Source organism: Dyadobacter tibetensis Y620-1, from assembly GCF_000566685.1.
GTDB classification, from domain to species: Bacteria; Bacteroidota; Bacteroidia; order Cytophagales; family Spirosomataceae; genus Dyadobacter; species Dyadobacter tibetensis.
In genome coordinates this window covers 804,956-818,552 of the sequence record NZ_AZQN01000003.1, presented here as the reverse complement: position 1 = coordinate 818,552, position 13,597 = coordinate 804,956, and the positions used below count along the sequence as shown (strand labels likewise).

The following is a 13,597-nucleotide window of genomic DNA, read 5'->3' as shown; positions in this document are numbered from 1 at the left end:
AATATACCGGATATTAACACTTTCTTAGTCCATGGAAAGGTCGGACTACCCAAGTCATCCGTAGAGCAATTGGTTTTACAAACAGTCTCGAATCTCCGCCGCCAGTGCGGCCAATTCTTCAGAACTAGTTTTTATTTTCCTACTGAAGTCTGCATCCTTCATACTATTCAAGGGAAGCAGATGCACATGAGCATGGGGAACTTCAAGCCCTATTACGCTGACTCCAATTCGCAGACAAGGAACGGCCTTTTCTAATGCCGGAACGATTCCTCTGGCAAATAACATGAGTCGGGAAAACTCATCTTCCTCCAGATCAAATATATAGTCTACCTCCCTTTTAGGGATTACCAAGGTATGCCCTTTCGCTATAGGAAAGGCATCTAGAAAGGCCAGGAATTCATCATTCTCGGCAACCTTATGACTGGGAATTTCTCCACTGACAATTCTTGAAAATATCGAAGACATGTTGTTTAGCAGTATTTTAGCGGTAAAAATGCCCAATTTAAAGTATTAATTCAACAATTAGAAAGCCAAAAGTAAGTAATATTGCAGCTGAAACTTTTAACTTGTATTACTATGAAATTGATGAATCTGCGTTCTCTCGGCAAAGCCGCCGTAGTAGCTCTATTTGCTCTCAGCATATCTGGAAATGATGCCTTGGCTCAGAAAGGAAAATGGGTAACCCTGTTCGACGGAAAAACCATGAACGGATGGCACAGTTGGAAAGAGGATAAAGTACTTCCCCAATGGAAAGTGGAAGACGGTGCTATGGTTCTTACTGAAAAAGGCGGAAAAGACTTGGTTACCGACAAGGAGTATGGTGATTTCATCCTTGAATTGGAATGGAAAATCAGTGAAGGTGGAAACAGCGGAATAATTTACCATGTCACCGAAGAAGCTAAATACTGCTGCCCCTACTCTACTGGCCCCGAAATCCAGATTCTGGACGACCAAAAACATCCTGATGCCAAAGCCGGCAAGAATGGGAATCACAAGGCAGGCTCCCTGTACGACATGATCCCCGCTTCCGATTTTAGCGCGGTAAAACCCGCTGGCGAATGGAACAAGGCCAAGGTAGTCATCAAGAAAGGCAAGGGCGAAAGCTGGCTCAATGGCAAGAAAATCGTTTCTTTCCCAGTTAATGGTCCCGAGTGGGATGCACTCGTTGCCAATAGCAAATTTAAGACATGGGACGGCTTTGGCGTGCCTCAAAAAGGGAAAATCGCCCTGCAGGACCATGGTGACAAAGTATCTTTCCGGAATATCCGTATTAAAGAACTTTAGTCGACCGGCACTAGCTCCAGGGTTTTACTCCAGTACTCCCTGCTATAGACCCTTTTAAAAGGCCAGTTCTTAAGCTTCAGAAGGAGCGGCAGATAGGCATGAGGCTCCTTGGCGGTCCGACTATGGTAATATACCTCGTCGTCCGTAAGAACCAATGCCTTAAAAGCTGCTCCTTCTTTGATCGTAATATCACCAAAAGGCAGTTCGTCACTCAATGCGGGATTCTGGCTTATCAATTTTTCCTTTAACAACCATCCCGGACCTTGTGCTGCACCGCCCGAAGGCTGTGGCCTGAACTTACCCTCACTCACCGAGAGAGCAAATTGCATATAGGCCTTTAAAAGTCGTGGACCTTCATTGGTCGCCCCTTCCGTATGCAACTGATCGGGCCAGAGACTCGACACAAAGAAAATCTTCTCCCTCGCTCGTGTGACGGCTACATTCAGACGATTCTCTCCTCCCTGTGCATTCAGGCTTCCAAACTGCATGGAAATCTTTCCCTTTTCATCAGGGGCATAGCCCATGGAGAAAATAATGACATCGCGTTCATCACCCTGAACATTTTCAATATTTTTCACAAACAAGCCATTAGCTTCGATATTTCCCGCCTCAAGCCGCTCTTGTATGCATTGTTGCTGATGGAAATTGAAGGTAACTACCCCAATACTCTTCCCCGTGGCAGCCAGACTAGATATAATATCGGCCACCAGATCGGCCTCCACTACGTTGGCGTTCTGTGCCCATATCCCCTCGGTCTTCAAATAGGTGATCCCCGGCTCCATCGCATTAATATGCAGAAAGTCAGGAAGCAGCTTGAGTTTACTACTATAAAAGTGTCGGTTAGAAAAGGCAATTAAGTCAAGGGATAAGCTTCGATAATGGCCTGTAAGGGAGTACTGCCCCAACGACTGAGCGGCCAGACTTAATAAAGAATCCACTTCCAGTGCCGGGAGATATTCTTCTAACTCATCCTGCTCTTCATACCGTACCCTATACAAGTCGCTGGGAGCAAGCTGCATTGCATCACCGGCCACCACCACCTGTCGCCCACGAGCAGCGGCAGGAAGCCCAAATTCCGCATAACATTGAGAGGCCTCATCAAAAATAACCAGATCGAATAGTTCACGTTCTAGGGGAAACATGGCCGAAACTGACTCCGGAGATGCCAGCCAGCAAGGAATCAGATTAAAGATGTCATCTGCATAAGCTTCCAGTAACTTTCGTACCGGCCAGACTCTTCGCTTTTTGGTCACCTGATGGTCCAGTTCCCGATATGTAACACGATTGCCCAGTCTGTTTTTTTCTATATCCTTATAAGTATGTTCCCGTACCCTGATTCCTACAATATCCCGGGCCAAACGCTGACGAGCCTGAACAGCAGCCTGCAGATCGGACTCCCAATGCTGCAGTTTCTGAGAAGACACCGTCCTCAGGATCGGATATTTCTGCTCAATATGATCGATCCATGCCAACTCCAGACTGTTAATCCAAGCCGCCAATAGTTCTTCCGGGTCATTGCAAGTTACTTGTAAAGCATAGTCTAAGGCCGCATCTATAGCCTGGGTCTCCGGTTCCGACAGGGAAGCATAGGTATCGTCCATCTCGCATAATGCATCGAAATCTTTAGCCAGTGTCTGGCTCAGCTGACGACTATAACTTTCCGGGTTATGAAGTAAAACCCTACCCTGGGGGAAGGAGAAGTATTTTTGCATACGCACATCTAACTCCTGCCAATCCTGGAGCCAGCTGCGTAGCGCAAAAAGGACATTATGATAGGATGATAATTCTCCGGACTTGGAGCCTAGCTCCAGAAGTAAATCGGCCCAATCAGATTCCAATAACTGCTGCAACGCATCCATGGCCGCTTCGGCCCTTGCCAGAAATGCCTGGAACGACTCGGCACTTCCGTCCCTAACCATGCCCGGCTCAAATCCTAAAAGCGGGTCGCCTAACCATTGCTCCAGCTGTATTCGATTTAAAAGCCTATTTTCCAATAACTTCAGTTCTCTCAAAGAACTTCCCAACCCCTCCTCTGCCGCAAAGGTGGCAACGCGTTTATTATTTTTATTGAACCAGTCATATAGCTTCCCCGACAGCATAGATTCCTTGGCATGTATGGCCTCTAAAAGGGCCGAACGACACTCGGAAAGCTCCTCGGTGGCAAGCTGCAGGGCGACCCCATCCTCCGCTACAAAACCGTCAAATTCGTCACGAATCTGTCGGATAAAGGCCATACGGTGGCTGCTCCGGGATGCCGATCCTAAATACTTTTTAAAGAGCAGAAAGGTTTCGCTATCTTCAAGCCAGCCTGCCAAATCGGTCAACTCCTCCCTTCTTTGGGCGGGCTGCTCCAGATATTTAAGTGAAAATTCGACGCCGGTAAGTTCGGTAAATCTATTTTGAACCTGCTGCCATGCTTCAGGCCACAGCTGCAAGAGCCTCTCCATAGCACGGAGATCACTCAGATTATAGCCTATAAATGGCTTTCGATCGTGCCAGGGATGTGGGAACCTCAGTCGTAGTGCATAGGAAAGATATCGACCCATATTCCGGCTGAATTCATTTCTTCCCTCCAACCGAAAGGTTCTGTAGTGGTTTTCTACATCGAAATGTGGCGCATCCATATCGCAACGCAGATATAATGACTTCGCCGACTCTCCAGCGAGGGTCTCATCAAATAAAGCCTCACGAAAATTGTCCAACTCCCGTATCACCCGGTCGATTTGGCGACTTTCCTGAACGAACTGACGCTCAATAAATACGGCATCTAAGGAGTAATTCTGAGCCCGATATCCCTCGACCTGCTCAATCTGATTTTTCAGCTGACCATACAAGGCAGAGCGGTCGTTCTTGAAATCATGAATTAGACCCACAAATGGGTCCAGGCCAATGCTTTCTAAGCGATCGTGTACCACATCCAAAGCCGCCCGCTTCTGACAGACAACCAGAACCCGCTTTCCCTTAGAGATAAAGTCTGAAACCAGATTGCAAATCAACTGTGATTTTCCACTCCCGGGGGGGCCTTGTACTACTACGGACTTCCCTCGCTTAACCTCCAATATAATTTCTTCCTGAGACTCATCTACCGGAAAAGGAGTAAGTACATCTTCCTCCTTTATGACCATAGTGCAGGTGGGTTCGGGCTCTACATACAGGTCCTCCGGACTCTGCTCGAGGCCAGGGAGCAATACCGACTGGAAGCCAGCCCCCTCTTCCTCCAACATTTGCTGATAATCGGGAACCAGATAGGATCCTGCCTGAGGAAATATCCCTAATACCGCTTCAGGCACCAACCTTAACTCACCGTTCCGTTCGAGAAGTTTCAGATCGGCACTTTTAAGCGCTTCGAATGCTTGCAGCTTATTCTCAAATATAGCCTGATTGAAATTTATTTTTAGTCCCGTCTCCTTTAACCATTCGTACAGCTCGGTACGAAAGGTCAATGCATCGGAAGAAAATTCTTCGAATGACTTGTCTAGGACATCCTCAGACAGGGGGGACTCATTAAAATAGGAATAGGCCAATGCAATGCTTCTGTTTAGAATCACCCTGCTATCGCCACGCTCGGCCAGGCACCATTGCTCTTTCGAAATCGTAAGTGTGACCGGGAAAAATAAAAGGGGTCCATGGATGGGGGTCCCGTCGGCGAGCTTGCCCTTTAAGAATGGGTAGCCCACATATAAATCCTGGGTACCACGTTCATCGGCAACAAATTTTTCGGTACGACTAATCTTCCTTAGCCGTTTACTTACCAGATTGACCTTTTCGAAGCGTGGGTCCTGCACATCACAGATAGGAAAACTCTTTTTATCAGCAATCAGTTGGACAATAGCATCGAAAGCCGGTCTGTTAAGAAGATGATCGGTATCCTGTAAATCTAAAAATTGCTCACCAGGTAAACTGGTGAGCAATAGCGACTTATTTCGGGTACTCAGATTGGTTAATCGTTTCAGATATACTTTAAGAATCTGATGCATAATTAGGCTTACGAAGCTTATGGTGTCGGGTTTATTGTTGGGGAATAGCCGAGTTAGCTCCCCTTCTTATATTCTAGGCAGTCACTTTCTTTTCAGGAGTTTTCTTTTCAGGAATCACCAGTGATGCCAGAATGCTAACGGCCAGAATGCCCAGGATAATGTATAAAGAGTAAACTGTTTCAAAGCCCAGAGCTTCCAACTGGTGATGAGCGAGCATTTTGCCTCCTATGAATACCAAGAGAACCCCCAGCCCGTATTTGAGGAATCGGAATAAACTCATGATATTACTCAAAAAGAAGAACATAGAACGCAGCCCCATAATGGCGAATATATTAGAAAAGAACACTACATAAGGATCCTTCGTAACGGAGAATACTGCCGGTACCGAATCTACTGCGAAGATAAGATCGGTAAACTCGACAATAAGTACTACTACAAAAAGAGGGGTCAACAACCACTTCCCTTGTTTCAGAACGAAAAAGTGTTCTCTTACATATCGGGGATATACCGGAAAATACTTTGAAGTAAACTTCACCACAGGATGTTTCGCAGGCTCAATCTTTTCATCCTCGCCCCCTTCAAAGAAGATCTTGCCTCCTTGATATACCAATAACAAACCGAAAATATAGATAATCCAATCGAAGCGCTGCATGAGAGCAGAGCCAAGGAAGATAAATATAAAACGCATGATTATGGCGCCAAGTACGCCCCAGAAAAGCACTTTTTTATAGTATTTCGGCCTAACCCCAAAGGAGGAAAAAATCAAAATAATCACAAAAATATTATCAATCGATAGGGCATATTCCAGAAGATAACCCGTGATGAATTCAAGGGACATATTCCGCCTGTATATTTCCACGCTGGCTTCGAAGTTACCAGGTATCAACTCCAAATTTGGGGCATATTTATCTCGAACAGCCTCCAACTCTGCATAATTGCTCATCCCATGTATCCAGTCGCCATGGGTATTGATAATGGCGTAAAACACCAATGCCAATGCTATCCAGGCTACTGTCCAGGCCGCTGCCTCGCCAAACTTGACTATATGGTCTTTTTTGCTAAAAACACCCAAGTCAAGTAGCAACATCAGGCCTATGACTAAAATAAAAGCACCGAAAAATAGAATTTCGTTGGAGATCATGGAAAAATAATACTTTAATTAAAACTTATTTATGAATCATATCCCGGTTGAGCCCTGGTCTTTTACCACTGCTTAGGTACAGGTTATCGATCATGCGGCAAAGGTAAACAAAATTTAAGTGGCCAGAGTAAATTAAGGATGAACGGCTACCCCGAAAATATCCCATTTTATTCATTGATGAACAGAGTCCTTGGGTTCTATTCATTTCCTAATTTGATTGATGTATCCTTAAAAATCAGGCCAGAGACTATTCACAGCCTGGAGAACAGGGAAATATGGAAGTATCTTCCGGGCTATAAAGTGGAAATATGATGAAATCGTTAAGGGCATAAATACGATTACCTGCTTCTGGAGCCATTTATAGCGGATATTTGTGAGTGTGAAAATAAATTAATAAATATTTTTTCACTTCGATCTTACTGATTTCCAAAATGTTAAATTTTACGGTGATTTATTTGAAAAAATATTTAGAAGAAACGCTTGCGTAATAGAAATGGACTCCCTACTTTTGCATCACCATAAACGATATGGCGATTGCGAAAGTAGCTCAGCTGGTAGAGCGCGACCTTGCCAAGGTCGAGGTCGCGGGTTCGAACCCCGTCTTTCGCTCAAAAAAGCACCGGTTACGGTGCTTTTTTTTCTAAGCGGCCCTGCATTTATGCAGACACGCAGGCCGGGGTGGTGGAACTGGTAGACACGCAGGACTTAAAATCCTGTGAGCCGAAACGCTCGTACGGGTTCGATTCCCGTCCCCGGTACTGATTATCAAGAGGTTACACTTTTAAAAGTGTAACCTCTTTTTTGTTGGTACAACAATTCGCAAATAATTAAGGGTTCTGGATTGGGGGAACACCAGAATGTTGACAATTAAAAGGCACCTAAACTGCGAGTACCACAGGTCCCGCACGACCGTGATGAAAGTTTTTCTCCGCAGGTTCTACCCAAGCGGCGGCGGGTCATGGATGACATCGACGATCATGTACTTTCGCTTTACACTCACGGCATGAGTACCCGTGATATTGAAAATCATATCAAAGAACTTTACGGCGTTGATATGAGTGAGGCTACGATCTCATACATTACAGACAGGATCATTGAGCACATAGATCAATGGAAGAGCCGTCGATTGGCATCTGGTTGTATGGATGGACGCAGTGATTTTCAAAGTCCGTCAGGAAGGAAAAATAATCAACAAAGCTGTTCAGATCGCCGTTGGTCTCAATGACCAGGGCAAAAAAAGAAGTACTGGGTATGTGGACCTGCCAGAACGAGAGTGCATCCTTCTGGATGAGTGTGCTGATAAATCTAAAAAGCCAGGGTGTTGAAGATATCTTGATTAGTAGTACGGATATCATAAAGGGCTTCACTGACGCAATCAGAGCTGTTTCCCCTGAAACGAAAACCCAAATATGCATTGCGCACCAACTAAGCGGCCGCCGAGCGGAAATTCATTGAAATTTGTTGTTTGGAAGGACAAGAAACAAGTAGCAGCTGCTTTAAAAAAGGTGTATGACGCACCAGACTGTGAGACTGCTTATCGTGAATTGGAAGCTTTTGAAGCAATTTGGTCGAAAAAATATCCCTATAACGGGCAGTCTTGGAAGGCCAATTGGGACAATCTGACTACTTTTTTCGAGTTACCAATGGAAATCAGAAAGATCATTTGTACCACGAACATCATTGAAAATATCAACCGCATAGTTCGTAAATACACCGCAGCGGCGGCCGCCAAAACTAAGACATCTTTTACAAATGATTCGGCGATGGAAAAGGCCGTTTATTTGGCTTTGATGCAGGTTTCCAGAAAGTGGACAATGCCCCAAAGAAACTGGCCAATTATGCTTTTACAATTTATTAATATATTTGGACAGGAAAGATGTCAAATCAAAATTTAATCCCTTTGCACAGTTCTTTTAACACGAGGCTTACACCGTTAATTTAACACTCTCACATCACTGCCACTTACGGACATAGAAATATCAAGCACCTCGCTTTTGTTTATCAGGTAGAAGGAACTTTTGAAAATGCTAACGACGCTAAGGGCCAAATCATTAGACAAGTGTGCGTAACTCAAAGTGATTATGTTCGTCCTATGATGAGTTTTCACGACACATTATATTATTAACAGCTAGGTATCATAGCATCAAATAACGCGTATTCCTAGGTTTTAGAATGTTGTTATTCACTATAATTATCTACCGTTCATCACTTTTGGGTTTTGGTATCGGTTTTTACATCTTATATTAATATTCTAAACTCAGAAACGGTGGAAAATAAAAAGCACTCTAAATTTAGGATTAGGCTAGCCACAATGGCATTTGATATTCTTGCATTTTTGAAGCTGGCTTTGTTCTCATAGTTCGAATAGGCTCACGCTTTAATGTTTAAAAATACGCGGATCATTGTCTTCCAATCCTTCGGTCGCCAATCGTCTTTGTACAGGTTAGATTTACCCAAATTACAGGCTTTGCAGAGAATTTGAAGGTTTTTCGGGTTCAGTGCCAATCTGGGAAATTTAGAACGTGCTTTGACGTGATCGACCTGGATTATAACATTCAGAAAGGATCGGTATACGCAAGCTGCACAAGAGGGTCGAAGACTATAGGAGTTAGAATAATTAAGGATTGAGAGTCTCAGTTATATAATATGGATGATTAAATACCAAAAAAGATGGTTATAAATCCAATAGCATGAATATAAGAATTATACTTTTACTTCCCCTCTTCCTACTACCACTTGTAGGTAAGGGGGAAGTAAAATTTCGTAATAGCAATATCGACACGTTATCTCACACTTTCTCGCAAAAGAAAGTAAATATAGATGGGTTTGGATTTTCTTATCAGCAGGAAATTAATGTCTCTCAGAAAAATAATATCGTGTTGTCCGGTGGTTTGAGTAGCGCATTTATATTTACCAGTGGCAGAATAAATTCTAAATTTGGATATACGATAAATCCATTTCTCACTATTGGTAGTCGACATTATTACCGCATAAAGCCAGCCGCTCTTAAAAAGAAGCAAACCATAGGCAATTTTGTGGGTGTATCGCTTTCTTACGAGACTGCACCTATTGTACACAAAGGTCTATACCACCAGTCTGGTATTTATTGCACCCCACAATGGGGGATACAGAGGTCGTTTGCTAAGAACGGAAGCTTTGAACTAGGCTTAGGTCTAAGTTTAGGATACGGAGTTGAAAAAGAAAATCTGGGATCTTTTTCATTATCACCAGCAATTCAGCTTCGTTTCGGGTGGTTGATCAGGAAAAAATATGAATAAGTTTATTATATTTTATGTCTCTTTGTTGATGTTTTGTCTTTTGCATGTTTCATGTACAGAAAAGTTGGGTGCAAATATGCCCCCAATGAATTTTAGGAAATTGAGGAAACAAATAAGACCTCCATATGATTTCAGTAAATCATTGTTGAGCTACAGAGAAAAATACGGGTATTGGCCAAAGTCAGAGCTAGATTTTATCAATTTTGACAGACAAGCCGTCAATGATATCTACTGGAAGGATTTCTACGATTGGCATTTAGGTGAAGATTCAAAAGACAGTATTGTTGTTTACTTTACTCACGCCCCAGTCTTTAAAAACGCTCACATAGGAGGTGTGCCTATTCCTGCAAGGGAGGTAAAAATTAAAACACTATTCATCCATAGATTAGGGGCTGTGAAGACATCTTTTGACAAATGAATAGACTCAAAAAATTAACTATGAAGCTATTACAAAAATTCCTTATGCCACAGAGCCTAAATAAATGTTTTCTTTTTTTAGTATTAGTTTGCATAGCCTCTTGCGAAAAGAGTACTCCGGGTCGACAAGATGATGTCAGAATGATAGTCACCAACAAAACTGATCAGGATCTTCTTAAAGTATGGATACGTGGTGCTAATGGAAAGCGCAGTTGGTACTATCAGAATATAAAACCTGGAATTAGTGTAGGGCTTACTTTTAATGTCAGAGAACATTTTAACATGCCAGACGGCGATGTGACGATTACAGCATTTACATCTGCAACGGATTCACTTCAGCTTAAAACTGGATACTTTACAGACTATAAATATCAAGGCCCGCCCTCCTCTACTTACTTTGTATACGATGACAGAATTGAGATCCAATAGTTAACGGCTTTACTAGAAAGGGTTAAATTAAAAGTTAGGACTAAAAAATCTCGTCCTATATTATCAAATAGCGGCCTTTATACGGGTGTCAAAATCGCTATCTACTTCTAACTTCTTTTATTCATCGCAATATTAAATATATTCTAAAAATGCCTATAATACAAATATTCCATCGCTTGTCGTTTTTTTTTGTAACCTATCAGTCAATACGTTCACTTTACCAGTATTGAGGTAACGAACAAACAATAGAAACAAATCATTTATGAGGAACACATATAAGAAATTATTACTGTCATCACCACTAGGAATTGCCCTCTTATCCTGTAACGAACCGGAAGTGAAAACTCCTTCAAATCAAGCCGAAATTGCAACAACAGAGCTATTTGATTTCAAGGGAGTGAAAGTTTTGATACCCGCAACATTCCCATAAGAGCTTTTCAATCAATCCACGCAGGATTTTGAGGCATATTACAATAAATTATCTGGGTCTGATAATACAAGAAGTAGCGGGGAAAAGAAAATAATCTCTCTTGACGAACTACATGAAGTTTTACAAAACAGCTTAAAAAAATATCCGCAAGTAAATTTTGATCAAGACATATCAGAAACTGATTTAAAACAGATTTATAAGGATATTCCGGGCATTACTACAAAAGAACAAGCCTTATCTAAAATTGAATTGATCTTCGAATATTACAATACATTGTGTAAAAATGATGTTGCGAATGCCGTTGCAAAAATCGGAAATTCCAAGAATGCAAATGGCAGAGTTAATGGCCCATCACCTGATAATTTATCTATACCGGAAAGAAATCATTTATTGTCAAATCCTGGGTATGCTGTCGGTTATTCACTAGCTGCTAAGCATGCGATGCGTTTTGAAGCCACCTACGCATTGGAACATTTTGGCGGTGCCACTTGTAAACAAGACCAAATTAATGCATTTTTACATTCCACTTGGAATGCTCTTTCAATTCGATATATTTTGTGTAAATGGGGAAGCCTCAAATTGATCCGCCTTTATGCTGCGGTAGTTTTTGATTTTTATATATGAAATATACATCTGATCCGGAAGGTTTTATTGATACAAGTGGAAGGTACTTTACGATAATAATATACTCTTCAAACAATTATATATCTAGTAACCGGTTCGTCTAAGAGCTTAAAAATGTATTGATTTGAAATTTCTTCCTAATACACGACTAGCCGAGCTTTTCTTTCAATAACTCATACTGTTCCCGGTGTTTTCAGGGTTGCGTTGTTTTAGGATATTTAAATTACGCAGTTTCCATTGAATCGAGGGGAACCTCTCAAAATCATAAATGGACCAATCGGGCTCTGCATTTTTAAAACTCAGAAGAAAAGCTTTATCTGATTTGGTCAGGTTCTCGTTGACCGTCGTAACAAGTTGTTCTCTTATGGCTTCATATTCCTCGTAGCTGAACTCCTCAGCGCTCATTCCCGAAAATTGGTTAACCATAGCCAAACGCTGATCCTGAAAATTCGGCATGATCACTTCATTTATTGGTCGGTCACTACCCAGTAGGCAGAAGAGAAAACCCTGTCTGACTTCATCAGAAAATCCCTCATTGCTCAAAAGATATTTAACATCAAATAAATCCCGTGGGTGCTGGCGGTCAAGGGCGGCACATATTTTTCCGCCAAAAAGTTGCCCAAATGGAACAACCGGAATAGCGGTAAATACATCAAATTCTTCCTGAGCTCTTTCACAAAGGCGCATTTTTACCGGTCCCTTGAATGAGCCCCGCCCGACCAAATTGACTTCTAGTTTTATTTCCGCCCCTTGTGAAGAAATCAGAAGCTTTGCAATCTCCCTTTTATGCTGCACACGAACAGGCGTAATCGTCTTCTCAATCCGTCCCTGTATTCTTTCCAAAGCTTCCCCGATATTGCGTAAAGATGTTTCCCTGTCTTCAATCGGCAGATAGGTTAAATCTATATCCACAGACAGGCGAGGCATATTGCGAACAAATAAATTGATAGCAGTGCCGCCGTGGAGTGCAAAACAATTTTCCTTTGCAACTTCTGGCAATACATCCAGAAGTAAGCCGACCTGTCGTTTATAAAGTTTGTTTTCCATTCTCTTCCATTTCTTTGGGTACTGTTATCTGATACTTGGGAACATAACTTCCATTCTTAACGAAACTGCGTTTGCCCTTCCCCAAGTCGATTTCTTCGATGGTCAGATACTGAACCCATTGGTGATCTGCCTTTTCTGCCATATAAAGAAATAGGCGTTTTACTTTTATAGATTTACATTGCTCTAAAAGTTGCTGAACCGAATTAGGGCGCAGGTTATTCATCCCTTCCATCAACTGATAGCATTCTACTAAATCCTGGCTGGTAGTGGCCAGATACAGGCATTCCATCATCGCCCTGGCTGCCGACGACACTTTGATGGAAAATGATTTAACGGTCACTTCTGTCATACCTATTCCGGCAGGTAAAAAAGCAGATTGGTGATAGACCAGCTTTATGCCCCAATCTGTGTTTTTGAACCAGGCTGGCAATACTTCTTTCTCAGCGCCGAATAAATCGACTTTGGACTGAGCCAATTCCAGATAATGGGCTTTACCCAGTAAGGATAAAGCAGCTCTACCCCCTGGATGGATGGAGAGAGCGAGTTGGTGTTGTAAGGTATAGATAGCCCCATCATAACTTACTGAATCGCCGACACGCTTCACTGCGCCTGTCTCAAAGGATTCTAGCCACCTGCTCTTTTTGTACCGGTTGAGCAACTGATTAGAATATCCCTTTTGATTAAGCCACGATGTGGCACAGACCGTCCCTAAGGGCCAGCCTTGCAACAAAAGGTTTATTTTGGTTTCAGTTGATATACTCATAGTTTATTTATACAGATTAAAACAAACTTCGTAACGCATAAAGTTCATAATTACCGCAATTTATAAACCTATAGTTTATAAATTGCGTGTTTGGTAAACCTTTTTATGTGCCGTTTAGTTTCCTGAGCCGGAAAACAGAGCCGTTTTGAATATATTCCAGCGGTAGAATGTTCATTCTTCTTGGGGCTGATATAGATTAGGCTAGAT

At 42.4% G+C, this 13,597-nt stretch carries 14 protein-coding genes and 2 tRNA genes; 10 read left to right on the top strand and 6 right to left on the bottom strand.

Annotated elements, in window-relative coordinates:
• Nucleotides 1–75: 75 nt before the first annotated feature.
• On the bottom strand, nucleotides 76–465 hold the full coding sequence (locus tag X939_RS0110510; RefSeq protein ID WP_025763218.1) for an HIT family protein: 390 nt from the start codon (nucleotides 463–465) through the stop codon (nucleotides 76–78).
• A gap of 111 nt (nucleotides 466–576) precedes the next feature.
• Here X939_RS0110510 and X939_RS0110505 point away from each other — a divergent pair, with 111 nt between their 5' ends.
• A complete protein-coding gene (locus tag X939_RS0110505; RefSeq protein ID WP_025763217.1) occupies nucleotides 577–1,284 on the top strand; it encodes a 3-keto-disaccharide hydrolase in 708 nt (235 codons plus the stop codon).
• On the opposite strand, the gene X939_RS0110500 is transcribed toward X939_RS0110505, so the two are convergent.
• Entirely contained in the window at nucleotides 1,281–5,261 is a 3,981-nt protein-coding gene (locus X939_RS0110500) for an AAA domain-containing protein (RefSeq protein WP_025763216.1), read from the bottom strand. The two genes, X939_RS0110505 and X939_RS0110500, sit on opposite strands and share 4 nt — an antisense overlap.
• A 73-nt stretch (nucleotides 5,262–5,334) precedes the next feature.
• The gene (locus X939_RS0110495; RefSeq protein ID WP_025763215.1) at nucleotides 5,335–6,402 is read right to left on the bottom strand and encodes a TerC/Alx family metal homeostasis membrane protein; all 1,068 of its coding nucleotides are present in this window, start codon (nucleotides 6,400–6,402) and stop codon (nucleotides 5,335–5,337) included.
• 536 nt (nucleotides 6,403–6,938) lie between these two features.
• Here X939_RS0110495 and X939_RS0110485 point away from each other — a divergent pair.
• The 5 genes from X939_RS0110485 (at nucleotide 6,939) to X939_RS24015 (ending at nucleotide 8,297) form a co-directional block, all read left to right on the top strand.
• A tRNA-Gly gene (locus tag X939_RS0110485) sits at nucleotides 6,939–7,011 on the top strand.
• A 63-nt stretch (nucleotides 7,012–7,074) separates the two neighbouring features.
• Nucleotides 7,075–7,160, top strand: a tRNA-Leu gene (locus tag X939_RS0110480).
• Nucleotides 7,161–7,285: 125 nt separating this feature from the next.
• Complete coding sequence (locus X939_RS24130) at nucleotides 7,286–7,627, top strand: transposase (protein ID WP_084299418.1); 342 nt, start codon at nucleotides 7,286–7,288, stop codon at nucleotides 7,625–7,627.
• Nucleotides 7,624–7,857: a transposase gene (locus X939_RS24120; RefSeq protein ID WP_025763213.1), complete on the top strand. Its 234-nt coding sequence runs from the start codon at nucleotides 7,624–7,626 to the stop codon at nucleotides 7,855–7,857. Before X939_RS24130 ends, X939_RS24120 begins: the two co-directional genes overlap by 4 nt.
• A complete protein-coding gene (locus X939_RS24015) occupies nucleotides 7,854–8,297 on the top strand; it encodes a transposase (protein ID WP_025763212.1) in 444 nt (147 codons plus the stop codon). The genes X939_RS24120 and X939_RS24015 overlap by 4 nt, the downstream gene beginning before the upstream one ends.
• A gap of 475 nt (nucleotides 8,298–8,772) precedes the next feature.
• Here X939_RS24015 and X939_RS24115 read toward each other — a convergent pair whose 3' ends face one another.
• Entirely contained in the window at nucleotides 8,773–9,027 is a 255-nt protein-coding gene (locus tag X939_RS24115) for an HNH endonuclease (protein ID WP_374754300.1), read from the bottom strand.
• 65 nt (nucleotides 9,028–9,092) lie between these two features.
• On the opposite strand from X939_RS24115, the gene X939_RS0110460 reads away from it, so the two are divergent.
• From X939_RS0110460 to X939_RS0110445, 4 genes are all read left to right on the top strand, one after another.
• Nucleotides 9,093–9,680 carry a hypothetical protein gene (locus X939_RS0110460; protein ID WP_025763211.1) on the top strand — a complete coding sequence of 196 codons (588 nt, stop codon included), beginning with the start codon at nucleotides 9,093–9,095 and terminating at the stop codon, nucleotides 9,678–9,680.
• Complete coding sequence (locus tag X939_RS0110455) at nucleotides 9,673–10,098, top strand: hypothetical protein (RefSeq protein WP_025763210.1); 426 nt, start codon at nucleotides 9,673–9,675, stop codon at nucleotides 10,096–10,098. The genes X939_RS0110460 and X939_RS0110455 overlap by 8 nt, the downstream gene beginning before the upstream one ends.
• A gap of 140 nt (nucleotides 10,099–10,238) precedes the next feature.
• Entirely contained in the window at nucleotides 10,239–10,526 is a 288-nt protein-coding gene (locus X939_RS0110450; protein WP_131694709.1) for a hypothetical protein, read from the top strand.
• 679 nt (nucleotides 10,527–11,205) lie between these two features.
• On the top strand, nucleotides 11,206–11,580 hold the full coding sequence (locus X939_RS0110445) for a hypothetical protein (protein WP_025763208.1): 375 nt from the start codon (nucleotides 11,206–11,208) through the stop codon (nucleotides 11,578–11,580).
• Between the two features lie 165 nt (nucleotides 11,581–11,745).
• On the opposite strand, the gene X939_RS0110440 is transcribed toward X939_RS0110445, so the two are convergent.
• Both X939_RS0110440 and X939_RS0110435 read right to left on the bottom strand, forming a co-directional pair.
• The gene (locus tag X939_RS0110440) at nucleotides 11,746–12,627 is read right to left on the bottom strand and encodes a nucleotidyl transferase AbiEii/AbiGii toxin family protein (protein ID WP_025763207.1); all 882 of its coding nucleotides are present in this window, start codon (nucleotides 12,625–12,627) and stop codon (nucleotides 11,746–11,748) included.
• Nucleotides 12,608–13,390 (bottom strand): type IV toxin-antitoxin system AbiEi family antitoxin, encoded by a 783-nt coding sequence (locus X939_RS0110435; RefSeq protein WP_025763206.1) that lies wholly within the window; start codon nucleotides 13,388–13,390, stop codon nucleotides 12,608–12,610. The genes X939_RS0110440 and X939_RS0110435 overlap by 20 nt, the downstream gene beginning before the upstream one ends.
• Nucleotides 13,391–13,597 lie beyond the last annotated feature (207 nt).

Bases quoted from the DNA above. Each gene is read 5' to 3' on its own strand.
- X939_RS0110510 (WP_025763218.1), bottom strand. From the start codon at position 465: ATGTCTTCGATATTTTCAAGAATTGTCAGTGGAGAAATTCCCAGTCAT.
- X939_RS0110505 (WP_025763217.1), top strand. From the start codon at position 577: ATGAAATTGATGAATCTGCGTTCTCTCGGCAAAGCCGCCGTAGTAGCT.
- X939_RS0110500 (WP_025763216.1), bottom strand. From the start codon at position 5,261: ATGCATCAGATTCTTAAAGTATATCTGAAACGATTAACCAATCTGAGT.
- X939_RS0110495 (WP_025763215.1), bottom strand. From the start codon at position 6,402: ATGATCTCCAACGAAATTCTATTTTTCGGTGCTTTTATTTTAGTCATA.
- X939_RS24120 (WP_025763213.1), top strand. From the start codon at position 7,624: ATGACCAGGGCAAAAAAAGAAGTACTGGGTATGTGGACCTGCCAGAAC.
- X939_RS0110460 (WP_025763211.1), top strand. From the start codon at position 9,093: ATGAATATAAGAATTATACTTTTACTTCCCCTCTTCCTACTACCACTT.
- X939_RS0110455 (WP_025763210.1), top strand. From the start codon at position 9,673: ATGAATAAGTTTATTATATTTTATGTCTCTTTGTTGATGTTTTGTCTT.
- X939_RS0110450 (WP_131694709.1), top strand. From the start codon at position 10,239: ATGATAGTCACCAACAAAACTGATCAGGATCTTCTTAAAGTATGGATA.
- X939_RS0110440 (WP_025763207.1), bottom strand. From the start codon at position 12,627: ATGGAAAACAAACTTTATAAACGACAGGTCGGCTTACTTCTGGATGTA.
- X939_RS0110435 (WP_025763206.1), bottom strand. From the start codon at position 13,390: ATGAGTATATCAACTGAAACCAAAATAAACCTTTTGTTGCAAGGCTGG.